Annotated in this window: 21 protein-coding genes; 14 read left to right on the top strand and 7 right to left on the bottom strand. The window is 67.2% G+C overall.

Annotation, left to right across the window (positions count from 1 at the left end; all coding sequences use genetic code 11):
* Positions 1-121 precede the first annotated feature (121 nt).
* From gltB to ACNSTU_RS05320, 8 genes are all read left to right on the top strand, one after another.
* Positions 122-4,597 carry a glutamate synthase large subunit gene (gene gltB / locus ACNSTU_RS05355; protein WP_290632849.1) on the top strand — a complete coding sequence of 1,492 codons (4,476 nt, stop codon included), beginning with the start codon at positions 122-124 and terminating at the stop codon, positions 4,595-4,597.
* A gap of 82 nt (positions 4,598-4,679) precedes the next feature.
* The gene (locus ACNSTU_RS05350; protein WP_290632851.1) at positions 4,680-6,086 is read left to right on the top strand and encodes an FAD-dependent oxidoreductase; all 1,407 of its coding nucleotides are present in this window, start codon (positions 4,680-4,682) and stop codon (positions 6,084-6,086) included.
* Between the two features lie 178 nt (positions 6,087-6,264).
* Positions 6,265-7,341 (top strand): uroporphyrinogen decarboxylase, encoded by a 1,077-nt coding sequence (gene hemE / locus ACNSTU_RS05345; RefSeq protein WP_290632853.1) that lies wholly within the window; start codon positions 6,265-6,267, stop codon positions 7,339-7,341.
* A gap of 59 nt (positions 7,342-7,400) precedes the next feature.
* Entirely contained in the window at positions 7,401-7,880 is a 480-nt protein-coding gene (locus ACNSTU_RS05340) for a bis(5'-nucleosyl)-tetraphosphatase (protein ID WP_290632855.1), read from the top strand.
* Positions 7,881-7,998: 118 nt separating this feature from the next.
* Positions 7,999-8,955 carry a radical SAM protein gene (locus ACNSTU_RS05335; protein ID WP_290632857.1) on the top strand — a complete coding sequence of 319 codons (957 nt, stop codon included), beginning with the start codon at positions 7,999-8,001 and terminating at the stop codon, positions 8,953-8,955.
* Between the two features lie 69 nt (positions 8,956-9,024).
* On the top strand, positions 9,025-10,050 hold the full coding sequence (gene hemB, locus ACNSTU_RS05330; protein WP_290632860.1) for a porphobilinogen synthase: 1,026 nt from the start codon (positions 9,025-9,027) through the stop codon (positions 10,048-10,050).
* 149 nt (positions 10,051-10,199) lie between these two features.
* On the top strand, positions 10,200-11,042 hold the full coding sequence (aroE, locus tag ACNSTU_RS05325; RefSeq protein ID WP_290632862.1) for a shikimate dehydrogenase: 843 nt from the start codon (positions 10,200-10,202) through the stop codon (positions 11,040-11,042).
* Positions 11,039-12,613: an AAA family ATPase gene (locus ACNSTU_RS05320; protein WP_290632864.1), complete on the top strand. Its 1,575-nt coding sequence runs from the start codon at positions 11,039-11,041 to the stop codon at positions 12,611-12,613. The genes aroE and ACNSTU_RS05320 overlap by 4 nt, the downstream gene beginning before the upstream one ends.
* Before the next feature lie 13 nt (positions 12,614-12,626).
* On the opposite strand, the gene ACNSTU_RS05315 is transcribed toward ACNSTU_RS05320, so the two are convergent.
* Positions 12,627-12,953, bottom strand: a complete 327-nt coding sequence (locus ACNSTU_RS05315) for a hypothetical protein (protein ID WP_290632866.1) — start codon at positions 12,951-12,953, stop codon at positions 12,627-12,629.
* A 154-nt stretch (positions 12,954-13,107) separates the two neighbouring features.
* On the opposite strand from ACNSTU_RS05315, the gene ACNSTU_RS05310 reads away from it, so the two are divergent.
* From ACNSTU_RS05310 to ACNSTU_RS05295, 4 genes are all read left to right on the top strand, one after another.
* A complete protein-coding gene (locus ACNSTU_RS05310; RefSeq protein ID WP_290632868.1) occupies positions 13,108-13,455 on the top strand; it encodes a hypothetical protein in 348 nt (115 codons plus the stop codon).
* Between the two features lie 162 nt (positions 13,456-13,617).
* Positions 13,618-14,271 (top strand): TetR/AcrR family transcriptional regulator, encoded by a 654-nt coding sequence (locus ACNSTU_RS05305; protein ID WP_418212164.1) that lies wholly within the window; start codon positions 13,618-13,620, stop codon positions 14,269-14,271.
* 31 nt (positions 14,272-14,302) lie between these two features.
* Complete coding sequence (locus ACNSTU_RS05300; RefSeq protein ID WP_418212163.1) at positions 14,303-15,382, top strand: efflux RND transporter periplasmic adaptor subunit; 1,080 nt, start codon at positions 14,303-14,305, stop codon at positions 15,380-15,382.
* A gap of 6 nt (positions 15,383-15,388) precedes the next feature.
* Positions 15,389-18,460 (top strand): efflux RND transporter permease subunit, encoded by a 3,072-nt coding sequence (locus ACNSTU_RS05295; RefSeq protein WP_418212162.1) that lies wholly within the window; start codon positions 15,389-15,391, stop codon positions 18,458-18,460.
* 123 nt (positions 18,461-18,583) lie between these two features.
* On the opposite strand, the gene ACNSTU_RS05290 is transcribed toward ACNSTU_RS05295, so the two are convergent.
* The 4 genes from ACNSTU_RS05290 to ACNSTU_RS05275 all read right to left on the bottom strand — a co-directional run bounded on the left by ACNSTU_RS05290 (position 18,584) and on the right by ACNSTU_RS05275 (position 21,803).
* Entirely contained in the window at positions 18,584-19,234 is a 651-nt protein-coding gene (locus tag ACNSTU_RS05290; protein ID WP_290634747.1) for a rhomboid family intramembrane serine protease, read from the bottom strand.
* Between the two features lie 171 nt (positions 19,235-19,405).
* Positions 19,406-21,028 carry a hypothetical protein gene (locus ACNSTU_RS05285; protein ID WP_290634711.1) on the bottom strand — a complete coding sequence of 541 codons (1,623 nt, stop codon included), beginning with the start codon at positions 21,026-21,028 and terminating at the stop codon, positions 19,406-19,408.
* A gap of 5 nt (positions 21,029-21,033) precedes the next feature.
* The gene (locus tag ACNSTU_RS05280) at positions 21,034-21,477 is read right to left on the bottom strand and encodes a hypothetical protein (protein WP_290634713.1); all 444 of its coding nucleotides are present in this window, start codon (positions 21,475-21,477) and stop codon (positions 21,034-21,036) included.
* The gene (locus tag ACNSTU_RS05275; RefSeq protein ID WP_290634715.1) at positions 21,474-21,803 is read right to left on the bottom strand and encodes a hypothetical protein; all 330 of its coding nucleotides are present in this window, start codon (positions 21,801-21,803) and stop codon (positions 21,474-21,476) included. The genes ACNSTU_RS05280 and ACNSTU_RS05275 overlap by 4 nt, the downstream gene beginning before the upstream one ends.
* 126 nt (positions 21,804-21,929) lie before the next feature.
* On the opposite strand from ACNSTU_RS05275, the gene ACNSTU_RS05270 reads away from it, so the two are divergent.
* Positions 21,930-22,973: a hypothetical protein gene (locus tag ACNSTU_RS05270; RefSeq protein ID WP_290634717.1), complete on the top strand. Its 1,044-nt coding sequence runs from the start codon at positions 21,930-21,932 to the stop codon at positions 22,971-22,973.
* A 232-nt stretch (positions 22,974-23,205) separates the two neighbouring features.
* On the opposite strand, the gene ACNSTU_RS05265 is transcribed toward ACNSTU_RS05270, so the two are convergent.
* Entirely contained in the window at positions 23,206-24,252 is a 1,047-nt protein-coding gene (locus tag ACNSTU_RS05265) for a succinylglutamate desuccinylase/aspartoacylase family protein (RefSeq protein ID WP_290634719.1), read from the bottom strand.
* A 107-nt stretch (positions 24,253-24,359) separates the two neighbouring features.
* On the opposite strand from ACNSTU_RS05265, the gene ACNSTU_RS05260 reads away from it, so the two are divergent.
* Positions 24,360-24,521, top strand: a complete 162-nt coding sequence (locus ACNSTU_RS05260) for a DUF1328 domain-containing protein (protein WP_290634721.1) — start codon at positions 24,360-24,362, stop codon at positions 24,519-24,521.
* Here the strand turns inward: ACNSTU_RS05260 and ACNSTU_RS05255 are convergent.
* Positions 24,492-25,040, bottom strand: a complete 549-nt coding sequence (locus ACNSTU_RS05255; RefSeq protein ID WP_290634723.1) for a gamma carbonic anhydrase family protein — start codon at positions 25,038-25,040, stop codon at positions 24,492-24,494. The genes ACNSTU_RS05260 and ACNSTU_RS05255 overlap by 30 nt on opposite strands.
* Between the last annotated feature and the right edge of the window lie 3 nt (positions 25,041-25,043).

Raw genomic sequence — 25,043 nt, 5'->3', positions numbered from 1 at the left:
CGGATCGGGGCCTGGTCGTGTGTCCGGACATCGGCATATCGCCGCTGCGCCGCCGCGACCGGCGCAGGCTTCCTGAAGCCCCTACCCGGACGACATCAACCATCACGCAGAGGCATTCCCCGTGAGATACGAGAACGCTGACAGGCCGACGCTGTATCGGCCGAGCTTCGAGAAGGACAACTGCGGGTTCGGACTGATCGCGCACATGGACGGAAAGCCCAGCCACTGGGTGCTGTCCACCGCCATCGAATCCCTTGGCCGGCTGACGCACCGCGGTGCCGTCGCCGCCGATGGCAAGACCGGTGACGGCTGCGGACTCCTGATCAAGAAACCGGACGGGTTCCTGCGCGCGATCGCCGGCGAGCAGGGCTGGCAACTGGCGGACCGCTACGCCGTTGGCACGATCTTCCTAAGCACCGACGCCGACAAGGCCGCCCGGGCACGCGATACGCTTGATCAGGCCCTGGCCGACGAAGGTGTGACCGTGCTTGGCTGGCGCGAAGTGCCCACCGACGCCTCGGCCTGTGGCGAAGAGGCGCTGAAAACGCTGCCGCGCATCGAGCAGGTCTTCATCAATGCCCCGGACGGCATGGACGACCAAGACTTCGGCCGCCGCCTGTTCACGGCGCGCCGGGTCACCGAAAAGGTCATCGAGCCGGACGATGAGCACTTCTACATCACCAGCCTGTCCTCGCAGGTGCTGTCCTACAAGGGCCTGGTGATGCCGTCGTACCTGCCGGTGTTCTACCAGGATCTCAACGATCCACGCATGGAAACCGCCATCTGCGTCTTCCACCAGCGCTTCTCCACCAACACCTGGCCCCAGTGGCGCCTGGCCCAGCCGTTCCGTTTCCTGGCGCACAACGGCGAGATCAACACCGTCCAGGGCAACCGCAACTGGGCCAACGCGCGCGCCGCCAAGTTCGAGACGCCGCTGATCCCGGACATGGACAAGGTCGCGCCGCTGGTCAGCAGCGAGGGCTCCGACTCCAACAGCCTGGACAACATGCTCGACGCCATGCTGGCGGGCGGCATGGACATCTTCCGGACGCTGCGCATTCTCATTCCGCCGGCCTGGCAGAATGTCGACAGCATGGACGCCGATCTGCGGGCGTTCTACGAGTACCACTCCATGCACGTAGAGCCGTGGGACGGCCCGGCGGGCATCGTGCTCACAGAGGGGCGCCACGCCGCCTGCGTGCTGGACCGCAACGGCCTGCGCCCGGCGCGCTACGTCATCACCAAGGACCGGCACATCACCCTCGCCTCCGAGATCGGCGTCTACGACTACGACGCCGAAGACGTGGAGGCCAAAGGGCGGCTCAAGCCCGGCGAAATGCTCGCGGTGGACACCGAGACCGGCGAACTGCTGCTGCCGAACACCATCGACGACCGCCTCAAGCAGCGCAAGCCGTACAAGCGCTGGCTGCACGACCATCTGCAGCGGCTGGAATCCACGCTCGAGGAGACCGAGCTGGAAGACAGCGGGACGCCCATCGGCGAGGACGACCTGCCGACCTTCAAGAAGATGTACAACCTGACCCTGGAGGAGAACGACTCCGTGGTGCGGGTGCTCGCCGAGGGCGGCCAGGAGGCCGTAGGCTCCATGGGTGACGACACGCCGCTGCCGGTGCTGTCGCGCAACGAGCGCGCCCTGTACGATTACTTCCGCCAGCAGTTCGCCCAGGTCACCAACCCGGCCATCGACCCGCTGCGCGAGCAGATCGTCATGTCGCTGGAGACCTGTCTCGGGCGTGAACTCAACGTCTTCGAAGAGACCGAAGAGCACGCCAAGCGGCTGGTGGTGGAATCACCGGTGCTCTCGCGCACCAAGTTCTTGGTGCTGCTCAACCAGGACGATCCGGCCTATGCCAACCACGTCATCGACCTGCAGTACCCGGAGAGCGAAGGCCTGAAGGCGGCGATCGAGCGGGTGGCCGACGAGGCCGAGGAGGCGGTGCGCGACGGTAACGTCATCATCGTCCTCAGCGACCGCTACGTGGACGAAGGCAAGCTGCCCATCCACGCGCTGCTGGCCACCGGCGCCGTGCACCACCGCCTGGTGGCGAAGGGCCTGCGCTGCGACGCCAACATCGTGGTGGAGACGGCCACGGCGCGTGACCCGCACCACTTCGCCACGCTGATCGGTTACGGCGCCACCGCCATCTATCCCTATCTGGCCTACGCCGCCATCCGCAACATGCGAAGCAGCGGCCAGATCAAGCTCACCCCGGTGGACCAGCTGCGCCGCAACTACCGCAAGGGCATCAACAAGGGGCTGTTCAAGATCCTCTCCAAGATGGGGATCTCCACCATCGCCAGCTATCGCGGTGCGCAGCTGTTCGAGATCGTGGGTCTGGCCGACGATGTGGTGGACCTGTGCTTCACCGGCACGGTCAGCCGCATCAAGGGCAGCCGCTTCCAGGACCTGGAAACCGACCAGAAGACCCTGGCCCGGGAGGCGTTCTCGCGCCGCACCGTGGTCCGCAAGGGCGGCCTGCTCAAGTTCGTGCAGAATGGCGAGTATCACGCCTACAACCCGGACGTGGTGCAGCACCTGCAGGAAGCCGTGGAGACGGGCGACCGCGAGGCGTGGGACCGTTTCTCCGACCTGGTGAACACCCGCCAGCCCATGGTGTTCCGGGACCTGCTCAAGGTGACGGAGCAGAGCGCGGCGCTGGACATCGACGACGTCGAGCCCATTGAGGAGATCCTGCCGCGTTTCGACTCCGCCGGCATGTCCCTGGGCGCACTCTCTCCGGAAGCGCACGAGTCTCTGGCCATCGCCATGAACCGCCTGGGCGGCCGTTCCAACTCCGGCGAAGGCGGCGAGGACGAAGCGCGCTACGGCACCGAGCGCATGTCCAAGATCAAGCAGGTGGCCTCGGGGCGCTTCGGCGTCACGCCGCACTACCTGGTGAACGCCGAGGTGCTGCAGATCAAGGTGGCCCAGGGCGCCAAGCCCGGCGAGGGCGGTCAGCTGCCCGGCCACAAAGTCAACGAGATGATCGGCCGGCTGCGCTTCTCCAAGCCCGGCGTGGCGCTGATCTCGCCGCCGCCGCACCACGACATCTACTCCATCGAGGACCTGGCTCAGCTGATCTTCGACCTCAAGCAGGTCAACCCGCAGGCCCTGGTCTCGGTGAAGCTGGTATCAGTGGCCGGCGTCGGCACCATCGCCGCCGGTGTGGCCAAGGCGTACGCCGACCTCATCACCATCGCCGGCTACGACGGTGGCACGGGCGCCAGCCCGCTGACTTCGGTGAAGTACGCCGGCGCCCCGTGGGAGCTGGGGCTGGTGGAGACGCACCACGCCCTGCGCGCCAACGACCTGCGCGGCAAGGTGCGCGTGCAGGCCGACGGCGGCATGAAGACGGGGCTCGATGTCATCAAGGGCGCCATTCTCGGCGCCGAGAGCTTCGGCTTCGGCACCGCGCCCATGGTGGCCATGGGCTGCAAGTACCTGCGCATCTGTCACCTGAACAACTGCGCCACCGGCGTGGCCACTCAGGAGAAGGTACTGCGGCTGAAGCACTTCATCGGCACCCCGGAGAAGGTCGCCAACTACTTCCGCTTCGTGGCACAGGAAACCCGCGAGTGGATGGCGAAGCTCGGCGTGCGCCGGCTCGAGGACCTCATCGGTCGCACCGACCTGCTGGAGATCCTCCCGGGCGAGACCGAGAAGCAGCGGCAGCTGGATCTCACGCCGCTGCTCTCCGACGGTGGCGTGCCGGCGGACAAGCCGCGCCACTGCATCGAGCCCAGCAACGAGCCCTTCGACAAGGGCGAGCTGGCCGAGGAGATGGTGCGCGAGTGCCTGCCGGCGATCGAGTCGAAATCCGGTGGCGAGTTCCACTTCGAAGTGAAGAACATGAACCGCTCCATCGGTGCCCGGCTCTCCGGCGAAATCGCAAAGCGCCACGGCAACTACGGCATGGCCGACAACCCGCTGGTGCTGCGTCTGCGCGGCAGCGCCGGGCAGAGCTTCGGCGTCTGGAACGCGGCCGGGCTGCACATGCACCTGACCGGCGACGCCAACGACTACGTGGGTAAGGGCATGGCCGGCGGCAAGCTGGTCATCCATCCGCCGGAAGGCAGCACCTTCCGCACCAACGACACCACCATCATGGGCAACACCTGCCTCTACGGGGCCACGGGCGGCAAGCTGTTCGCCGCCGGCATGGTGGGTGAGCGCTTTGCCGTGCGCAACTCCGGCGCCCACGCCGTGGTGGAAGGCATGGGTGACCACGGCTGCGAGTACATGACCGGTGGCGTGGTGTGCTGCCTCGGCCCCACCGGGCTGAACTTCGGCGCGGGCATGACCGGCGGTTTCGCTTTCGTGCTGGACATGGATAACGAGTTCGTGGACAGCTACAACCACGAGCTCATCGATATCCATCGGGTGCAGTCCGAAGCCATGGAAGCGCACCGAAACTATCTCAAGGACATGATCCGCGAATACGTCCGCGAGACAGGCAGTGAGTGGGGCCAGGAGATTCTCGACAACTTCCGGGATTACGCCCGGCGGTTCTGGCTGGTCAAGCCCAAGGCGGCGGACCTCCAGAGCATTCTGGATACACTGCGCCAGGCCGCTTGATCCGCTCCGGTCGGCGGCAATGCCGTCGGCCGGCCGTCTTCCCATCCGGTACGCCGGAGACTGACGAACGCGACAGGAACCCATGGGTAATAACTTTCAGTTTATTGAAGTCCCCCGCCAGGATCCGAGAAAAGAACAAGTCGAGGTCCGGGTCAACAACTTCAACGAGATCTACGACCAGTTCGACAAGGAGACTGCAGCGTCCCAGGCGGACCGGTGCCTGGACTGCGGCAATCCGTACTGCGAGTGGAAGTGTCCGGTCCACAACTACATCCCCAACTGGCTGAAGCTCATCGCCGAGGGGAATCTGTTCGAGGCGGCGGAGCTGTCCCACCGCACCAACTCGCTGCCCGAGGTGTGCGGCCGGGTCTGCCCGCAGGACCGCCTGTGCGAAGGCGCCTGCACGCTCAACGACGGCTTCGGCGCGGTCACCATCGGCAACATCGAGCGCTACATCACCGATGAGGCGTTCAAGGCCGGCTGGCGGCCGGACATGTCCGGCGTGGTCGACACCGGCAAGAAGGTGGCCGTGGTCGGCGCCGGGCCGGCAGGCCTGGGCGCGGCGGACATCCTGGTGCGCAGTGGCGTCAAACCGGTGGTCTTCGACAAGTACCCGGAGATTGGCGGGTTGCTGACGTTCGGCATTCCGCCCTTCAAACTGGAGAAGGAGATCGTGCGCACCCGGCGCCAGATCATGGAAGAGATGGGCGTGGAGTTCCGCCTCGGCACCGAGATCGGCAAGGACATCACCTTCGAGGAACTGGACCGGGACTACGACGCGATCTTCCTCGGCATGGGCACCTACACCTACATGCGCGGCGGCTTCCCCGGGGAAGACCTGCCGGGCGTGTACGAGGCCCTGCCGTTCCTGGTCTCCAACATCAACAAGGAGCTGGGCTACCAGCAGGAGCCAGGCGACTTCATCGACATGCAGGGCAAGCGCGTCGTGGTACTCGGCGGCGGCGACACCGCGATGGACTGCAACCGCACCTCCATCCGCCAGGGCGCGAACAGCGTCACCTGCGCCTACCGCCGCGACGAGGAGAATATGCCGGGCTCCCGCCGCGAGGTGGTCAACGCCAAGGAAGAGGGCGTGAAATTCATGTGGAACCGGCAGCCGGTGGAAATCGTCGGCGACGGCAAGGTCGAGGGGGTCAAGGTCGTCTCCACGCAGCTTGGCGAACCGGACGAGCGTGGCCGTCGCCGCCCGGAGCCGGTCCCCGGCAGCGAGGAAGTGATCCCGGCGGACCGGGTGCTGATCGCGTTCGGCTTCCGCCCGAGCCCCGCGGACTGGTTCGAGGCCCACGCCATCGGCACCGACGACCGCGACCGCGTCACCATCCGCAAGGACGAGCAGCTCTTCGGCCAGACCGGCAACCCCAAGGTGTTCTCCGGCGGCGACATGGTGCGCGGCTCGGACCTGGTGGTCACCGCCGTGTTCGAGGGCCGCGAGGCCGCCAAGGGGATTCTGAACTACCTGGAGGTCTGACAGGCCTCCGGGGCACCGCCGCCGTAGGAGCGACGTCAGTCGCGACTGGGTTTTCGATACCCGGCAATCGCGACTGACGTCGCTCCTACATGGTGGTCAAACGCGGATGCGGGCTTCAGCCCGCGTCCACGGAAACAGACACACATTCCGGCACACTCACACGGCTCAGGAGGCTGCGTTGACCTCACCCGCTCCACTCCAGAACGACCTCCTCCTGCGCGCCCTTTTGCGCGAACCCACCGAGCGCACGCCGGTGTGGATGATGCGCCAGGCCGGGCGTTACCTGCCCGAGTACCGGGCGACGCGCGAGCGGGCAGGCAGCTTCATGGCCCTGTGCCAGAACCCGGACATGGCCTGCGAGGTCACCCTCCAACCGCTGGAGCGGTTTCGTCTCGACGGCGCCATTCTGTTCTCAGACATTCTGACCATCCCCCACGCCATGGGGCTCGGCCTCCACTTCGTGGCCGGCGAGGGCCCGCGTTTCGAGCGCACGGTACGGGACGAAGCGGCCATCGACGCGCTTCCCGTCCCGGACCCCGAGCAGGAGCTGCGCTACGTCCCGGACGCCGTGCGCGTGATCCGTCGGGAGCTTCAGGGGCGGGTGCCGCTGATCGGGTTCGCCGGCAGCCCCTGGACGCTTGCCACCTACATGATCGAAGGCGGCAGCTCCAAGAACTACGCCTGGAGCAAGGGCATGCTCTACGACCGGCCCGACCTCATGCACCGGCTTCTGGACAAGCTTGCCCGGGCCGTCACCGACTACCTGAACGCGCAGATCGCCGCCGGTGCACAGGCGCTGATGATCTTCGACACCTGGGGCGGCATCCTCACGCCGGCGGCCTACAGGGAGTTTTCCCTGCGTTACGCGGAACAAATCATCTCCGGACTGTCCAAACATGCAGACGGGCGGCGCGTGCCGGTGACGTTCTTCACCAAGAACGGCGGCCCCTGGCTGGAGGACATGGCCGGGTGCGGTGCCGACGGGCTCGGTCTGGACTGGACTCAGGATATCGGCGACGCACGCCGCCGTGTGGGTGATCGCGTCGCACTGCAAGGGAATCTGGATCCGAGCGCGCTGTATGCCGCCCCGGAGACCATCCGGCGGCATGTGGGCGACATCCTGGCGGCGTACGGCCATGGAACCGGTCACGTATTCAACCTGGGGCATGGCATTCACCCGGAAGTGAACCCGGAACACGCCCAGGCAATGATCGAAGCAGTACATGCGCTCAGTCCCGGCTATCATCAGGGATAGGTCCGGAGTGCGCGCCGCCCTGGCGCCCCCGGAGGACTGCGGCAAGCGAGGACAACGGCATGAAGGTGCGAACCCTGTCTGCAGGGGTGGTGGTTGTGCGGCGCGAAGGCGATGCCTGGCGCTGTCTGCTGCTACGCGCCTTCCAGTACTGGGACTCGCCCAAGGGCCAGGTGGAGCCGGGCGAGAAGCCGATCGAGGCAGCCGTCCGTGAGGTGCGCGAGGAAACCGGCATCCGCGAACTGAATTTCTTCCTCGGACACGACTACGTGGAAACCGGCCCTTACGCCCGCGGCAAGGTCGCCCGCTACTATCTCGCCGAGACACCCGGCAGGCACGTGGTGCTGGGCGTCAACCCGGAGCTGGGGCGACCGGAGCACCAGGAATACCGCTGGGTCAGTTTCCGCCGCGCCCGCCAGCTCGCCTCACCGCGCGTGCAGCGCGTGCTGGACTGGGCCGAACACCGGCTGCGCCAGGGGAGCACGGACCCCACGCAGGCCGATGACGGGCGCGGACAGTCCGCTGGCGCCGGTCGTTCCTGAACCCTACCTAAGTGATTTTCCGTATCCGCCAATTCCGTGGCGTCGCGATAGACTGGATGCTCCGGATCGTCGCGGCACGGCGCGGCGGCGATCGTCCAAGCCCCTCACGAGGACACCCATGAGCCAAACGGCCGAATCCGTAATCCAGTTTCTCGATCCACGCAAGTTCCGGGACCCACACACCACCGCGTCCGGCGAGCCCCGCGCCCACGTCGGCCTGCGCACGCTGGAGACGCTGTGGTTCTGCACCGGCACGCTGTGCAACCTGGAGTGCCGCAACTGCTACATCGAGTCCTCGCCCAGCAACGACCGCCTCGTCTACATCACCGCCGGCGAGGTGGCCGCGTACCTGGACGAGATCGAGCGCGACGGCCTGGGCACCCGGACCATCGCGTTCACCGGCGGTGAGCCGTTCATGAATCCGGACATGATTCCCATCCTCGACGACGTGCTGTCGCGCGGCTTCGAGGCGCTGGTGCTCACCAATGCCATGCGGCCGATGATGAAGGTGGCCGACCCGTTGATCGACATTCAGAGACGCCACGGCGCCCGGCTGACCGTGCGCGTGTCCATCGACCACTACGACCGCGACACGCACGAGGAAGAGCGCGGACCACGCTCCTGGGCCCCGGCCATCAAGGGCCTGCACTGGCTCACCAGCAACGGCTTCACGGTGGACATCGCGGGCCGCCTGTTCTCCGGCGAATCCGAGCAGGCGATGCGCCAGGGTTACGCGCAACTGTTCCGCCGGGAGCACATCGACCTGGATGCCCACGACCCCCACAGCCTCGTGCTCTTCCCGGAGATGGACGAACGCATCGACGTGCCGGAGATCACCGAGGCGTGCTGGGATATCGTCGGCACCTCGCCTGATACGCAGATGTGCGCGAGCTCGCGCATGGTCATCAAGCGCAAGGGCGCCGAACACCCCGTGGTCGTGCCCTGCACGCTGCTTCCGGACGATCCCCGCTTCGAACTGGGCCGAACCCTGGCCGGGAGCTTCGTGGACGTCCCCCTGAACCATCCGCACTGCGCGAGATTCTGCGTGCTCGGCGGCGCGAGCTGCAGCGGCTGAGCAGCCACACCTTGGGCACATCGGCGGCGCGAGGCATAATGCACGCACACACGCGCTGCAGGATGTCTCATGACCACGCACAGCACCACAGTCGGCTACTTCCCCGGCGTGCGCATGCGCCGCATGCGCCGCGACGCCTTCTCCCGCCGCCTGATGCGGGAGAACCGGCTCAGCACCGATGACCTGATCCAGCCCCTGTTCGTGCTGGACGGCGAGAAGCAGCGGGAGCCGGTGCCATCCATGCCCGGCGTGGAACGGCTCTCCATCGACCTGCTGCTGGAGGAGGCCGGACGCCTGGTGGAACTGGGCATTCCCGCCATCGCCCTGTTCCCGGTCACACCGCCGGACCTGAAAACACCGGATGCGCGCGAGGCCTACAACCCGAACGGCCTCGCACCGCGCGCCGTGCGCGCCGTGAAGGCGCAGTTCCCGGAACTGGGCGTCATGACCGACGTGGCCCTGGACCCATTCACCAGCCACGGCCAGGACGGCGTACTGGACGACCAGGGCCACATCCTCAACGACGAGACCGTGGAGATCCTGGTCAAACAGACCCTGTGCCATGCGGAGGCCGGCGTCGACATCGTCGCCCCGTCCGACATGATGGACGGCCGCGTCGGCGCCATGCGCGAAGCCCTGGAAGCCGCCGACCACATCAACACGCGGATCATGGCCTACTCCGCCAAGTACGCCTCCAGCTACTACGGGCCGTTCCGCGACGCCGTGGGCTCGGCCAGCAACCTGGGGGCCGCCGGCAAGCAGACCTATCAGATGGACCCGGCGAACACCGACGAGGCCATGCGCGAAGTCGCCCTGGACCTGGAAGAAGGCGCCGACATGGTCATGGTGAAGCCCGCCATGCCCTATCTGGACGTCATCTATCGCGTGCGCACCACCTTCGGCGCCCCCACGTTCGCCTACCAGGTGAGCGGTGAGTACGCCATGCTGATGGCAGCGGTAAAGGAAGGCTGGCTGGACGAGCGCGCCTGCGCCCTGGAGGCGCTGACGGCCATGAAGCGCGCCGGCGCCGACGGCATTCTCACCTACTTCGCCGCCCGCGCAGCCCAATGGCTGCGTGAGGACGAAGGGAAATAGCGCCGACTGAGGCTCGCCCTGGGATGGGCGTTCACTGACGGACTGTCTGCGGCCCGGACGGCCGCAGTCAAGCGCCCATGGATGGGTTCACAGCGTGTCCGTCAGTGAGCGCCCATCCCCGGGCCCATGCAAGAGGCAGCAGGCAAGCCATGACCGACCGCTACGCCGTCTTCGGCAACCCCATCGCCCACAGCCGCTCGCCGTGGATCCATACCCGGTTCGCCGAGCAGACTGGTGAGGACATCGAATACACCCGCCAGGAAGTCCCCACCGACGGCTTCGCCGAAGCCGTGGAGCTCTTTCAGGACAAGGGCTGGAGCGGCCTCAACATCACCGTCCCCTTCAAGGAAGAGGCCTGGTCCGTGGCCGACAGCCGCAGCCCCAGGGCCGAGGCGTGCGGTGCCGTGAACACCCTGCTGTTCCGTGCCGACGGCGGCCGCCACGGCGACAACACCGACGGTGAAGGACTGGTGCGGGACCTGCGCGACAACCACCGCATCCCGCTGCAGAACCGACGCATCCTCGTCCTCGGCGCCGGCGGCGCCGTGCGCGGCGTGCTGGAACTGCTCGCCACCGAACACCCGGCGCTGCTGCTCATCGCCAACCGCACCGTCAGCCGCGCCCGGGGCCTGGTCCCCCTCTGCCATGAAGCCCCCGACGCGCGCGCCTGCGGCTTCGACGCTCTGGGCGACGAGGCACCGTTCGACCTCATCATCAACGGCACCTCCACCGGGCTCAGCGGCGGCATGCCCGACCTGCCCACGGGCATTGTCGGCGCCGGCACCACCGCCTACGACATGGTTTACGGCCCCGAACCCACACCGTTCATGCGCTGGGCCGCGCAGCACGGCGCCGCCCGCACTCTGGACGGCCTCGGCATGCTGGTGGAGCAGGCTGCCGAATCCTTCCGCCTGTGGCGCGGCGTCTCGCCGGACACCGCCCCGGTCATCCGCGACCTGCGCCGCGCCATCTCGGAGCCGGACCAGCCATGACCGAACTCACTGCCGCCCAACATCGAACCCTGTGCGCGCGGCTGCAGGAGCCGGGGCGCTACCCGCATCCCGTGTCCCAGGTCACCACCGTGCGCACCCACATCTCCACCCTGCTACTCACCGAGCGCTACGCCTACAAGCTCAAGCAGCCTCTGGACCTCGGCTTTCTCGACTTCACGACCCTCGCGCAGCGCCGCCATGCCTGCGACGAGGAACTGCGGCTGAACCGCCGCCTCGCCCCGGAACTCTACCTCCAGCGCATCGCCATCACCGGCACGCCCGACGACCCCGTGATCAACGGCGACGGCCCGCTGCTGGACTGGGCCGTGCAGATGCGCCGGTTCGACGATCGCCGCCTGCTCGACAACCTGCTGGCACAGGGTGAACTGCGCTCCGGCATGCTCGACGACATCGCCGCCCAGCTCGCCGCCTTCCACGAGCAGGCAGCGGTCGCGGGGCACGACTCGCCCCTGGGCACACCGGACGCGGTGGCCGAACCGGCCCGAGACAACCTCGCCAGCCTGACCGAGCAGCTCGGCAACGACGGCCGCGTCACCCACCTGCGCGACTGGACCGAGCAACAGATCACCGCCCTGACGCCGCTGATGGCCGATCGGCACGCCGGCGGGCACGTGCGCGAGTGCCACGGCGACCTGCACCTGGGGAACATCGTCGCCATCGACGACCGCCCGGTCATCTTTGACGGCATCGAGTTCTCGGAAGCCCTGCGCTGGATCGACACCATCAACGAAGTGGCCTTTCTGGACATGGATCTGCGCAGCCGCGGGCGGCCGGAACTGGCTGCCCGGTTCACCAACATCTACCTGGAGCACACGGGCGACTATAACGCTGTCGGCCTGCTGCCGTTCTATCGTGTCTACCGGGCGCTGGTACGGGCGAAGATAAACGCCCTGCGGCTGCAGGATGCGGACGCGGCCACACGAGAGACGGCGCGGGAAGCCGTGGACCGTTACCTGGCCGTTGCCGCCGAAGATACGCGGGCACCGACACCAGGGCTGTTTCTCATGCACGGGCTGTCGGGCAGCGGCAAATCCACCGTGGCCACTGCCATTGTGGAGCGCACGGGGGCGATCCGGCTGCGCTCGGACGTGGAGCGTAAGCGGCTACACGCCATGGATCGCGCCGCCCGCACCGGCGCCGGTGTGGGCGAAGGCATCTACGACAGCACCGCCTCCGAGCGCACCTACCAGCGCCTCGAAGCTCTGGCCGCCGCGCTGCTCCGCGCTGGTGCGGACGTGGTCGTGGATGCGGCCACGCTTCGCCGCGGCGAGCGCGACCGCTTCCGGAGACTGGCCGCAACGGTGGGTGTCCCGTTCACGCTGGTGGACTGCCGCGCGGACGAGGCCGAGCTGCGGCGCCGCATCATCGACCGGCAACGCACCGGCAGGGACCCGTCGGAGGCGGATACCAGCGTTCTCGACCACCAGCTCCGCACCGCCGAACGCCCGGGCGCCGACGAAGAGGCTGATGTGCTGGTTGTGGATACCGCGCAAGACCCGGGCTTTGCCGCGCTGGACGCGGTGACGGCGCGGGAGACGCCGGCGGGCTGAACCGCCCGTCGCGCTACTGCACGATCACGTGATTGCTGCGCACCTCGCCGTCGACGCGGACGAAGCAGTTCAGGGCGTTCACCAGCGGATTGCGGCGACACCGCACATCCAGCGCATGGCCCCGGAACTCCCCCTCCACCCGTGCTTCGGGACGATCACCGACGAAGCGCATGTGCCCTTCCAGGGCGGTTTCACCATCGATGAGCAGGCGCACCCGGTCCGGCAGCAGCTGGCGCTCCATGGCATAGCCCCACTCCTCCGGCGGCGCATCGGCAGCCGCCAAGGGTCCGCCGACGCAGACGGCCAGGGCCATGACCACACCCAGACGTTGAATCCACACACCAACCTCCTCGCCGATTGATTGTCGGCCCCAGGGGAATACTGCCCCGTACGTTGACAGACCCCGTTCGGCCGCACGAGTTGCAAGCCGGCGTGGGTCTACAGGAGTGGCCGTGCTACTGTGCCGCCAGCATCGATAACCGGGGACACGACCCATGGCGGGTATCAGTCTGATTCTCTTCATCACGGCCATCACCATGGGCGCCACCACCCTGTGGCGCGGCCTGCGCCAGGGCCGCCCCGCCGTGATCCTCGGTTATGCCCACGCCACGACCGCCTTGACGGCGCTGACTGTCCTCGGCGTCCGCGTGTTCACCGGGCCCGAGAACCTGCTGCTCAACAGCGCCTTCTTCGTCTTCCTGCTAGCGGCGATCGGGGGGCTGTTTACCCTTGCCGTGCGCGGCCGCAACGAACCGGTGATGCTGCCTCTGATCCTGCTGCACGCCACTGCCGCCGTGGTGGCGGTGCTGTTGCTGATCGCGGGCGTCGCCGCCGGCGGCTGACGCGCCCCGCCCCTCGCTGCTCCAGCTCGACTTGCATCGGCCTGGCGACGCCGCTACAGTCGAGTGTCCGACCGACCGGTCAGCCTCACGCCGATGCACCGCCCATGTCCGCCACCCCGGCCACAGGCGGGGTCGTGCCCGACGACAAGGGAGGGAGCCCATATGCCCCAGCACAGCGGCCCAGAGCCTTCCACCACCCGTACGGAAGCCGCAAGGCGCATCCTTACGGCGGCACGCCTGCTGTTCACCGAACGCGGCTTCGAAGGCGTATCCATCCGCGATATCGCAGCGCGGGCGGAAGTGAGCAAGGCCAACGTCTTTCACCACTTCCGCAACAAGGCGGCACTCTACGACGCCGTGCTCGAGGACTCGCGGTTGACGTTCGACGGGCTGCTGGTGGACCTGACGGACCACGACCGGCCCCTGAGCGACCGCCTCGAGCGCTTTCTCGTGGACGACCTCCGGAGCATGCTGCAGGACCCTTCCTCGGTGAACCTGTTTCTGCGCCAGATGCTCAACTCCGCGGGCAATCCGCAGCGCCAGCGCGCCGAAGACACCATCACCGACGGCATGAACGACCTGCTGAACACCATTGCGGAGGCGCGGAGAAAGGAGGGGGGTCAGACAGCAACACCGGACTCGACGCTCGCCCTGACCCTGACGCTGCTCGGTGGCGCCTTCATGTACTTCCAGCTGCGGGACGTGTTGCCACGGCTCGACGACGCCGGACAGCGCTGCGACCCGGACCGCTATTGTGCCGAGATCATGGCGCTGCTCCATCCCGGGCTGACGCAGGACCGCGACACGAACGAGTGAATTCGAACCAATACAGCAAGGGAAGCCCCCAATGGCCCGCAAACTGAGCCTGTTCCTCTTTCTCGGCCTGTTCGCCCTGGCCGGCTGCAGCAACGATGACGACGCCGCCGCGGACGATGACAGCGGCCCCGGGGATGACGGCGTGCTCATCACCACCGAGGAGGTGGCACGCGACACGGTCGACGACACCGAGCGCACCATTGGCCGCCTGACCAGCAAGACAGCGCCCTCAATCACCGCCGAGGTGTCGGGCCAGATTCAGGCCATCCGCATCGAGGAAGGGGACGAGGTTGCCCGCGGCGACACCCTGGTGGAGATCGATCCGGAGCCCTATGAACTGGCCCTGGCCCAGGCCCGGACCGACGTTCGCCGGCTCGAGGTCAGCCTGCGGACCCAGCGACGGGAGCTGGAGCGCAACGCAAAGCTACTGGAAGACGGCTATGTCACCCAGTCGCAGTTCGACACCACCGAGGGCGAGGTGGAGTCCCTGGAAGAGGATCTGCAGGGCGCCGAGGCCCAGGTGCGCAATGCCGAGAGGGACCTGCGCAACACCACGATCCGGGCGCCGGTGGACGGCGCCATTGACGAGCGCATGGTATCCGAAGGCGATTACACGTCCCCCGGCGAGCCCATGCTGACCATCGTCAGCCAGGACCTGCTGCGGGTCCGTCTGCCGTTCCCCGAGACCGTGGCCCAGCGGCTGGAAGTGGGTCAGCCCGTGCAGCTGCGCGCCCCGGTCGCCGGCGGCGACGTGGACGGCACCATCTCCGAGCTGCGCCCGGGGCTGGCCGGCCAGAGCCGCACATTCGAGGCCATCGTCAATGTGGAGAATCCGGGCGGCTGGCGCCAGGGCGGCAGCGTGAACGCCTCAGTGCTGGTGGATCAGCGCGAGAGCATCGTCATCCCCAACGACGCCATCATCCAGCGCCCGTCCGGAGAGGTGGTCTACGTCATCGAGGACGACACCGCCCACGAGCGCGCCGTGGACGTGGGGCGCCGCGGGCCGGACCGCACCGAGATCCGGGACGGCCTGGATGAAGGCGAAATCATCGCCGTGGACGGGGCCGGCTTCCTGTCCGACGGGGCCGCCATCCGGACCGCCGAGGAGTAAGCACGCATGACGCTGCCCGAATTATCCATACGGCGACACGTGCTCGCCGTGATGATCAGCGCCGTACTGGTGCTGTTCGGCTACATCGGCTATCAGGAAGTGGGCACCGACCGCATCCCGAACATCGACTTCCCGGTGGTCAACGTGGTGGTGGCGCAGCCCGGCGCTGACCCGGACATCATCGACGCCTCCATCACCTCGGAGGTGGAGCGGGCGGTGAACACCGTGCCGGGTATCGACTACATCCAGTCGTCGTCCAGCCCCGGCACATCCATCGTGACCATCACGTTCGATCTGGACATGGACATCGACGTGGCGTTCAACGAGGTTCAGGCGAAGATCAACGAGATCCGCCAGCAACTGCCGGAAGACGCCGAAGACCCCATCGTCCAGAAGGTGGAGACGGACGCCCAGGCGATCATGTGGCTCAGCGTCCAGGGCGACCGGACCCTGCAGCAGCTCGGCACGTATGCGCGCAATGTGGTGCGGCCGCAGATCGAGAACATCAACGGCGTGGGCGAGATCCAGATCGGCGGCGGTCTGGAGCGCAACATCCGCATCGAGGTGGAGCCGGACCGCCTGGCCGCTTTCGGCCTCACGGTCACCGACCTGATCAATGCCATCGAGACGGAGCACTTTCAGCTCCCCGGCGGCTTCCTGGTGGCGGAACGCACCGAGCGGCTGTTGAAGCTGGACATGGAGTACCACCAGCCGGAGGCGCTGGAGGAGCTGATCGTGGCCTCCCAGGACGGCGCCCTGATCCGGCTGCGGGACGTGGCACAGGTGATCGATGGCCTGGAGGACCCGCGGGCACTGGCCCGGTTCAACGGCGAACCGACGGTCGGCCTCGGGGTGGTGAAGGTCTCCGGCACCAACACCGTGGCCATCATCGACGAGGTGAAAGAGCGCCTGGACACCGAAATCCGGCCGCAGCTGCCGCCGGGGATGGAAGTGAACATCGCCTCGGACCAGTCCGTGTTCATCCTGGAGATGATCGACACCCTGTACCAGACCATCGGGCTCGGGATCCTGTTCGCGGCGTTCGTGCTGTGGCTGTTCCTGAAGAACCTGCGCTCGACGCTGATCGTGACGCTGTCGATCCCCGTGGCTCTGGCAGCGGTCATCGCCACCATCTTCGCATTCGGTTACACCCTGAACTCGCTCACCATGCTGGCGATGCTGCTGCTCATCGGCGTGGTGGTGGACGACGCCATCGTGGTGCTGGAGAACATTTTCCGGCACCGGGAGGAAGGTATCGAGGACCCGGTGGAGGGGGCAATCGTGGGCTCCAACGAGGTCTTCTTCGCCATTATCGCCACGACGCTGTCGCTGGTCTCCATCTTCCTGCCCGTGCTGTTCATGGAAGGGATCATCGGCCGCTTCTTTGAATCCTTTGCGGTGGTGGTGGCCATGGGGGTGCTGGCTTCGAGCATCGTCGCCCTCACCCTGACACCCATGCTCTGCTCTCGCTTCCTGGCGGTACCGAAGGAGCACGGGAAGGTCTACAACACGCTGGAGGGTGCCTTCCGCGGCATGGAGTCCGGTTACCGCTGGCTGCTGGCGAAGGTGCTGCGTTTCCGCTGGGTCACGCTCGGTATCGTGTTGCTGGTGACGGTCGCGGCCGGCAGCCTGCTCGGGCAGCTTGGCGGCGAGTTCACCCCCGAGGAGGATGAGGGGCAGTTCGTGGTCAGCATCCAGACGCCACTGGGCTCCAGCATCGATTACACCGACGAGAAACTGCGGGCGGTGGAAGAGGTGCTCGGCAACCAGGAAGGCGTAGACACCTACTTCACGGCCATCGGCCTGGGCGATCAGGGTCAGGTGAACGACGGCATCTCGTTCGTCCGCCTTGAGCCCCGCGATGAGCGGACGCTCAGCCAGCAGGAGATCACCGCCCAGGTGCAGGGCGAACTGGCACAGCTGAGCGGTGTCCGTGCGTTCGCCTCGGCGGTGCCGCTCATCGGTGGTCAGCGCGGCGAGCCGCTTCAGTTCAATATCAGCGGCCCGGAGCTTGACGAGGTGGCGGAGCTGGCAGAGGAACTGGAGCAGCGGCTGCGCGCCCGGGACGAGATCGACACCCTCGACCTGGAGCTCGACCTGGACCAGCCGGAGCTCGTGCTGAACGTGGATCGAGACCGCGCCCGAAACCTGGGTATCAGCACCTTCGACGTCACGCGCGCGGCCAACGCGCTCGCCGGCGGTATCGACGTGGCCCGCTACAACGACGAGCCCGGTGACGGCGAACGCTACGACGTCCGCCTCAAGGCCCGCGAGGGGGCACTGCAGACGCCGGAGGACCTCTCGAAGCTGTACCTGCGATCCGAGAACGGCGACATGATCCGTCTCGACACCCTGGCGGATTTCCAGCCGGAGCTGGGTCCCGCGGTGATCGGGCGGTACGACCTCCAGTATGCGGCCCAGTTCTTCTCGACCCCGTCGGTCCCGCTGGCAGAGGCCGTGGACCTGGTGGAGAGCGAGGCGGAAGAGATCATGCCGCTGGGCTACTCCCTGAACCTGGTAGGCCAGGCCGAGGAGTTCGAACGCACGGCGGCGGCCATCATCTTCGTCTTCGTGGTGGCCATTCTGCTCGTGTACATGGTGCTGGGCAGCCAGTTCAACTCGTTCCTGCAGCCCTTCATCATCCTCGCGGCGCTGCCGCTGGCGATGATCGGCGGCATCGTCGGGCTGTGGCTGTTCGGGCACACCCTGAACATCTACTCCATGATCGGCCTGGTGCTGCTGGTGGGGCTGGTCACCAAGAACGGCATCCTGCTGGTGGACCTCACCAACCAGTACCGGAGCAAACGGGGCATGTCCGTGAACGAGGCGCTGGCCGCGGCCTGCCCCGTGCGTCTGCGGCCCATTCTGATGACCTCGCTGACGCTGATCCTGGCCATGCTGCCCGCAGCCATCGGCGCCGGTGCCGGCGCCGAGACCCAGGGCCCGCTGGCGGTGGCCATCATCAGCGGGATGATCTCGTCAATGCTGCTGACCCTGGCGGTGATTCCGGCGGCGTACTCGCTCCTTGAGAACGCCGCGGAACGCGTACGGCAGCGGCGGGAGCGGGGTCACGCGTAGGGTGGACCTTCAGGTCCACCAAACGTGATGCAGGTTGAAGAGCCGTGGCCGGGGTGGTGGACCTGAAGGTCCACCCTACGCCACTACGAGGCAGCGGATCCGGGAGCGGCGGGTGCCGGGGCCCTACATGGGCCCCGGTGGCCGGCGGAGGAAGCTGCCGGTGTGCCGCCAGTAGAGGATGAGCAGCAGGCCGAAGACCATGCCGCCCAGGTGCGCGAAATGGGCAATGCCGGCCAGGGTGCCGGTGATACCGGCCCACAGCTCGAACGCGCCATAGGCGATCACGAAATACTTCGCCTTCATGGGGATCGGCGGAATCAGCAGCATGATGCGCTGGTTGGGGAACATCATGCCGAAGCCGAGCAGAATGCCGAACACCCCGCCGGAGGCGCCCACGGTCGGATAGACGCTGCCATCAGCGGCGGCATTGGTGGCCACCACCAGCTGAATGAGACCGGCACCGATCACGCAGAACACGAAATAGAACGCGAACCGGCGCGAGCCCCAGAGGTTCTCCAGCGCCACACCGAACATCCACAGGGCAAACATGTTCACCAGCAGGTGGAACGTGCCGCCGTGGAGGAACCCGTAACTGAGCAGCTGCCATGGGCGGAACCCCGGATACTGCTCCATGCCCATGCTGGTCATCATGGCGTCCGGCGTGCCCAGGGGCCAGAGCGCGAACGTGGCCAGCAGCCAGTGGCCAATAACCCCCTGCGCCAGGAACAGTACGCCGTTGGCAATGAGCAGTGTCAGAACCACCGGGGGCAGCAGGGACGGCCCTGCAACCCGGCGCGGGGGTGGTTGCTGCGGTGGCGGCTCCGGTGCCGCCTGTCCTTCCCAGTCTCGCATGCGTGCGCATACTCCAGATGGTCCAAAGCGTCAGCGCACTGTAGAACGCCCCACCAGGGCAGGCAACCGCCGCTTCAGGTGGCGGGCAGCCCGCTACCCCTCGCCGGAGAAGTCGTAACGCCAGAACATGCCGGCGCGCCACTGATCGAGGTGTTCTTCCTGTACGTGAGGCTCCACGAGCTGGTGCTCGTACTCCAGGCCGAACTGGTGGCGGTTCATGCGATAACGCCAGTCCATGGAGAGCTGGTACTCGTCCACGTCCGGACTGACCAGGCCGGGGCGCTCCAGCGTGCGGTAGCCCAGCGAGACCCCCAGCTCGTGGAGCGCACCGGTCGCCGCCAGGGACAGGGTGGGATGGACAGCGTGCTGCTCCAGGTGGCCATCACGGGTGCGGTAGGCAACCCCCGGTGCCGCACTCACGTCCAGGTCACCCACGCGGAAGCCGGCACTGTGGGCGAGACTGGCCCGCCGCTCGGTGCGCGCGAACCGGCCGCTGGCACGGTCGTCCAGGTGAAGCCAGTAGAGATTCATGTGTGTCTCCTGGGAATCGGTCACCGGCAGTTCCAGATCCCAGGTGGCCCGACGGGTAAGCTGATCGACTCCGCCAACACGGTCGGCTCGCTCCCGGTGCAGGACATCCACGCGGTGGTTCGTGTGCACCGGGCCGATCCCGAATGGCACGGCCACTTCCATGCCGTGCTCGTCGATCCGGATCGGGTTGGCCGTGGCGGCGGCGTCCCGGTAACGGTTGAAGCGCCCCCGCAACCGGGTCCGGTCGGTCAACTGCAGGCCGGCGGCGGCCGCGAGCGTGCGGCTGTCGCTCACCACTTCCGTACCCGCGGGTTCGAAATCAGCACCGAAGCGCTCGTAGCGCACACTGTAGTCCAGCGGCAGGGGCAACAGATGATCCTCGCCGGCGAGGCTGGCGCGCCAGCCCCGGTCATCCACGGCGCGAACGGAATCATCCTGCAGACCGGACCAGGCCTGCCCCTCCAGCCGCGCCAGCTCCGCCTGGGCATCCAGGTCCTGGCGCATGAACTCCATGCCCCAGTCTCCGGCTACACTGGTCACCAGGTGGCGATGTTCCTCGCCGGTGAACGCCATTTCGTCGTGGTGCACCACGTTCAGGGACCAGTCGCCAAGGGTTGGGTCGGTTACCAGCCACGAGGCGCCGTGGTAGTCGCCTTCCGGCTCCACCAGATGCGGCAGCCGGGTCTCGTCGTCGTCGTACCAGTGTCTGCGGTAGCTCCCCGAGAGCCAGACCAGGGAGTGCTCCGCCCGGCCGAGCTCCGGCTGCATTTCCAGGCGTGCACCGCGCACATCTCGATCGAGACTGAGACGGCTGAAGTATGCCTGCTGGTCACCGAGATCGACCCGGTAGGGCACGGGGGATGTGGCGTTCTCGTGGTGCAGACGCAGGTATTCGATGCGCGTGCCGTGATCTTGAGTCCGGTAATCGGAGCCGCTCACCACGCTGGAGAAATCGATATCCCAGAGCGGCTCACCATCACCACCGCGGGTGAGGCCCAGGTTGAGGTCCTGGTAGGCCTGCAGGCCGTCCTCGGCATAGGTGCCCAGCTCGCGGTCACCGGAAATGCTGTAGTACTCCATGCGCGCCGTGGTGTCACCGCGCACGCGCCAGTCGCCGTCACCGGACTCATCCCCCCCGGCCAGCCCGAGAGCGGGAAGCAGCAACAGCAACCACAGTAAACGCACGGAGTTTATTGGGGTACCCGTCGGGTCCATCGAACCACCAGATCCTGTCGGCTCTCCCGCCGTTCAAGGCCGCCGTTGTCGGCGGAGCCCTGCACCTGCAAACGCACCGAGACGCGGACAACCCGCGTGATCACCCCGGGGGCGCGCTCCTCGTCCAGAACCCGAACCGGCCCCACGGAGAGGATGCGCAGCTCGGCATCCGGGGGGACCTGATCCTCGATCGCACCCAGAAGCCGCTGCCGGTCCGGAAGATCGGGGTCCAGGTAGTCGCTCAGCCGCGGCGTATTCCAGGAAGCCGCCAGCGCCCGCAGCCAGCCCTCCAGCTGCTGGCGGTCGGCGGTGGGTAATGCCCCCATGTCCTCCTGCTCGCCAATGGGTTCCTGGGAGCGCTGTCCACCATGCAGCGCCGTGGCAAACCCGATTAGCAGCACCAGCAGCAGGCGGCTCACTTCTCCTCTCCGTCATCACCGGGAAGCCCGAAGCCGGCGGGCTCACGCGGGTCGAACGGGTTCATGCCGTCACCGCTGCGGGCATCGAGCAACTGCCCTTGCGTCTCGCCGCAACCCGGGCGGTCGATGATCGCCTCTTCCAGTGCGACCCGCGTACTGGCGTCGGCGTCCAGCCCGTCCTCGAGAACCTCCGCGTGCAGCACCAGCAACGTGCGGCAGTCGGCCTCGGACAACGCCGGCGCCGGCGCGCCCGCAACACCGCGACCGGGCACGGCGACGGCGAGCACAACCAAGCCCGCGCCGGCAAGAGCCCACGCTGATTTCATGTGATTTCCCCCGAACATGTCAGCGCCCAAGATTAGCGGCTGACAACGAAAAGAAAAAGTGCTTACATCACAAAGCCCTGCAACAATCTGTTACAAATCGCTCTGCGCTTACCTGAAGAGGACAGCATGTCGCGAAGAACCCTGGCGTTCGTGATGATCGCCACCGCGGTGGTGGCGCTGATCACCATCGCACGCTACCCCACCGAGCCCAGCTGGCAGGCGGATGACCCGCGGCGCGGCGCCCACCTGACCGCAATGACGTGGTGGCAGGAGCATCTCACGCTGGCGCACCAGGATGGCACCGTGTGGCAACGGCGACAGGGCGAGTGGCACCAGCTCCCGCCGCTGCCGGAGGAGGCGCGCAGCACGGTGCTCCTGGGTGGCGACGGACCGCTGCTGGCCGGCACGACGCGGGGCGTCCTGGCGTTCGACGACGACGGCTGGACGGCGTTCACCGGCGATGACGCCCCCACCGGGCGCATCAGCCACCTGGCGCAGTCGGGAGAGACGCTGATTGCCGCCGGCAACGCGGGTGTCTGGCGGCGCGGCCCGGACGGCGACTGGACCGATCTCGGCCGCCCCGCCGGCGAGGCGCCGGTGTACCGCGTCATGGTATCGCCGCAGGATGACGGCGATACCCTTGTGCGCAGCGGCACCATCGAGGCGGGGGTGCATCTGTTCTGGCCGGGAGCCGACGGCTGGGTTCCGGACAACGACGGCCTCCCGTCGGACACCAAGGTGCTGAGCTTCCACACGCTGCCCGACGGCACAGTGCTCGCCGGCACGGATCAGGGCCTGTTCCGCCAGCAGGAGCCCATGGACGAATGGCAACAGGTGGGCGGACTGCTGGGCGATCGCCGTGTGCTGACCCTGGCCCACGACGAGGACCGGCTATACGCGGGCAGTGACGATGGCGTCTGGCGGGCCCCGCTTGCCGACGACACGCTGGAAGCCGAACCCGACTGGCTGCCGATGCCGGCGCGCGAGGGCCAGCTCGATGCCCCGGTGGCGTGGGTGCTCACGGATGACGCCGCCCCCTGGATCGCGGCGGGCAGCGCCTACAACCTGCGCTCCAGCCGCACGCCGGAGTGGTACATCCTGGTAATCGGCGCGCCGCTGCTGCTGGTGGGCGGTGGATTGCTCTTGTACGGAGCTCGTCGCAGGTCGTGATGCGGTGCGCAGCGGTGGGTTGCTGTATCCGGGAGCTCCGGCACTTCGCCTAACTTTTCTCCCTCACGGGAGAAAAGTTTCCGTGGCTATGCCCTGGCCGGTTTACAGCACATCCCTGTGCTGTAAACCGGTGGCCGCATCCCTGCGGCCACCCTTCGGGCCGGGCGGGCTCCGCCCCGGAGCTGCGTGAGTCGCTCCCGGATACAGCAACCCACCGCAACGCACAGGTCCTTCACACGATCGGCGGCTCCTCGCCCCATTCCTCGCCCTGCTCCAGCGACTCGCTGAACCGCTCCAGATCCCGGTGCACCCGGCCCACCTGATCGAAGCGGGCAACGTGAAACAGCGCCTCGCCTTCATGGACCAGTGGCAGGTTGGCACGCCCGATCACCACCCCGGGGAAGGCCGCCTTCACCGGTTGCTCAGCGCCGCCGAAAGGGTCGGAGATCCAGCCCAGGGGCTGCCCCTCGGCGACGCGGGCACCCAGCGCCACGGACGCGCGGAACAGCCCGTCCTGCCCCGCCCGCATCCAGCTACTGGCGTCCGAGACGTACTGCGGTTCCGGGGTCGGCTGCCGGCGCCGCGATGGCGGCAACATCCGCAGGTGCCGCATGACGCGGATCACGCCCTGCAACCCCGCCCGGATCGCCGTTTCATCGAAACGCAGCGCCTCCCCGGCCTCATAGGTGACCACCGGCACCCCTGCCTCACGCGCGGCGCTGCGCAGGCTGCCCTCGATCAGCGGTGAGTCGATCACCACCGGCAAGCCGAACGCACGCGCCAGTGCTGCGTCCTCGGGGTTGTCCAGATCGGCGCGCACCTGTGGCAGGTTCTCCCGGTGAATGGCCGCCGTGTGCAGATCAATCACGTGGCTCGCCCGCGCCAGCACCTCGCTGCGCACCCGGTACGCCAGACGCGAAGCCATGGAGCCGGATTCACTGCCGGGGAAACTGCGGTTGAGATCCCGCCGGTCCGGGAGATAGCGGGAGCGGGCGCTGAACGCCAGCACGTTCACCACGGGTACGGCGATCAGCGTGCCAGCCATGCGGTTCAGCATCTGCTGACGCACCAGTCGCCGGATGATTTCGGCACCGTTGATCTCGTCGCCGTGGACAGCGGCGGTGACCACCAGGCAGGGCCCTGACCGGCGACCGTGGACCACCTGCAGGGGAATATTGACCGGGGTGTGGGTGTAGAGCTGCCCCGCGGGGAGTTCCACCGTCTCCCGCCCACCGGGAGGAATCGTTACGCCGGCGATCTCCAGCGGTGCACGTGCCACATGACCTCCTGTTATGGTAAGCCGCGCATTGACAGGCGGTTATGCGCAGTTATCTTTGATGGACGGTCCGCCGGGAAGCCCGCAAATTCACGAAAGGGAGTCATCCAATGCTGTCATGGTCCCTCACGTTCCTCGTCGTCGCCATAATTGCGGCAGTTCTCGGTTTCTCCGGCATCGCGGGCACCGCCGCGTGGATCGCGCAGGTGCTGTTCATCTTCTTCATTATCCTGTTCCTGGTCTCACTGATTCTCGGCAAGGGGGCCCGATGACGCCCGGTGCCGGTTCTTGACCGAGACGTAATTGCGGGCAGAGTACCGCAGGAATTCCCGCTCCTCCTCGGTGAGCTCCCGCACCGCCTTCGCCGGGCTGCCCACGTACAGATGGCCGCCGGGTAGCTGTTTGCCCGGCGGTACCAGTGAGCCCGCACCGAGAATGCTTTCACTGCCGAGCACTGCACCGTCCATGATGGTGGCGGCCATGCCGATCAGGCAGGCGTCCTCCACCGTGCAGGCGTGCACGATCGCCTTGTGGCCCACGGTCACATCCTCGCCGATGATGGTGGGGTAGCCCGGACTGTGGTCGCCGGCGTGAGCCACATGGACGACCGCGCCGTCCTGGATATTGGAGCGCGCACCCACGCGGATGTAATGCACGTCGCCGCGCACCACGGTCATGGGCCAGACCGAGACGTCCTCGGCCAGTTCCACGTCACCGATGACCAGGGCGGTTTCGTCGACCCAGGCGCTGGGGGCGATTTTCGGGCGGTACGACTCGAATGTGCGAATCATGAC

Source organism: Aquisalimonas sp. APHAB1-3 (assembly GCF_048323695.1).
Lineage (GTDB): Bacteria > Pseudomonadota > Gammaproteobacteria > Nitrococcales > Aquisalimonadaceae > Aquisalimonas.
This window is presented reverse-complemented; position numbering and strand designations above follow the sequence as displayed.

What these genes read in the sequence shown, in the direction of transcription:
- aroE (WP_290632862.1), top strand. Translation starts at nt 10,200, where the DNA reads ATGACCGACCGCTACGCCGTCTTCGGCAACCCCATCGCCCACAGCCGC.
- ACNSTU_RS05310 (WP_290632868.1), top strand. Translation starts at nt 13,108, where the DNA reads ATGGCGGGTATCAGTCTGATTCTCTTCATCACGGCCATCACCATGGGC.
- ACNSTU_RS05335 (WP_290632857.1), top strand. Translation starts at nt 7,999, where the DNA reads ATGAGCCAAACGGCCGAATCCGTAATCCAGTTTCTCGATCCACGCAAG.
- ACNSTU_RS05300 (WP_418212163.1), top strand. Translation starts at nt 14,303, where the DNA reads ATGGCCCGCAAACTGAGCCTGTTCCTCTTTCTCGGCCTGTTCGCCCTG.
- ACNSTU_RS05350 (WP_290632851.1), top strand. Translation starts at nt 4,680, where the DNA reads ATGGGTAATAACTTTCAGTTTATTGAAGTCCCCCGCCAGGATCCGAGA.
- ACNSTU_RS05340 (WP_290632855.1), top strand. Translation starts at nt 7,401, where the DNA reads ATGAAGGTGCGAACCCTGTCTGCAGGGGTGGTGGTTGTGCGGCGCGAA.
- ACNSTU_RS05275 (WP_290634715.1), bottom strand. Translation starts at nt 21,803, where the DNA reads ATGAAATCAGCGTGGGCTCTTGCCGGCGCGGGCTTGGTTGTGCTCGCC.
- ACNSTU_RS05270 (WP_290634717.1), top strand. Translation starts at nt 21,930, where the DNA reads ATGTCGCGAAGAACCCTGGCGTTCGTGATGATCGCCACCGCGGTGGTG.
- hemB (WP_290632860.1), top strand. Translation starts at nt 9,025, where the DNA reads ATGACCACGCACAGCACCACAGTCGGCTACTTCCCCGGCGTGCGCATG.
- ACNSTU_RS05260 (WP_290634721.1), top strand. Translation starts at nt 24,360, where the DNA reads ATGCTGTCATGGTCCCTCACGTTCCTCGTCGTCGCCATAATTGCGGCA.
- ACNSTU_RS05255 (WP_290634723.1), bottom strand. Translation starts at nt 25,040, where the DNA reads ATGATTCGCACATTCGAGTCGTACCGCCCGAAAATCGCCCCCAGCGCC.
- ACNSTU_RS05305 (WP_418212164.1), top strand. Translation starts at nt 13,618, where the DNA reads ATGCCCCAGCACAGCGGCCCAGAGCCTTCCACCACCCGTACGGAAGCC.
- ACNSTU_RS05295 (WP_418212162.1), top strand. Translation starts at nt 15,389, where the DNA reads ATGACGCTGCCCGAATTATCCATACGGCGACACGTGCTCGCCGTGATG.
- ACNSTU_RS05320 (WP_290632864.1), top strand. Translation starts at nt 11,039, where the DNA reads ATGACCGAACTCACTGCCGCCCAACATCGAACCCTGTGCGCGCGGCTG.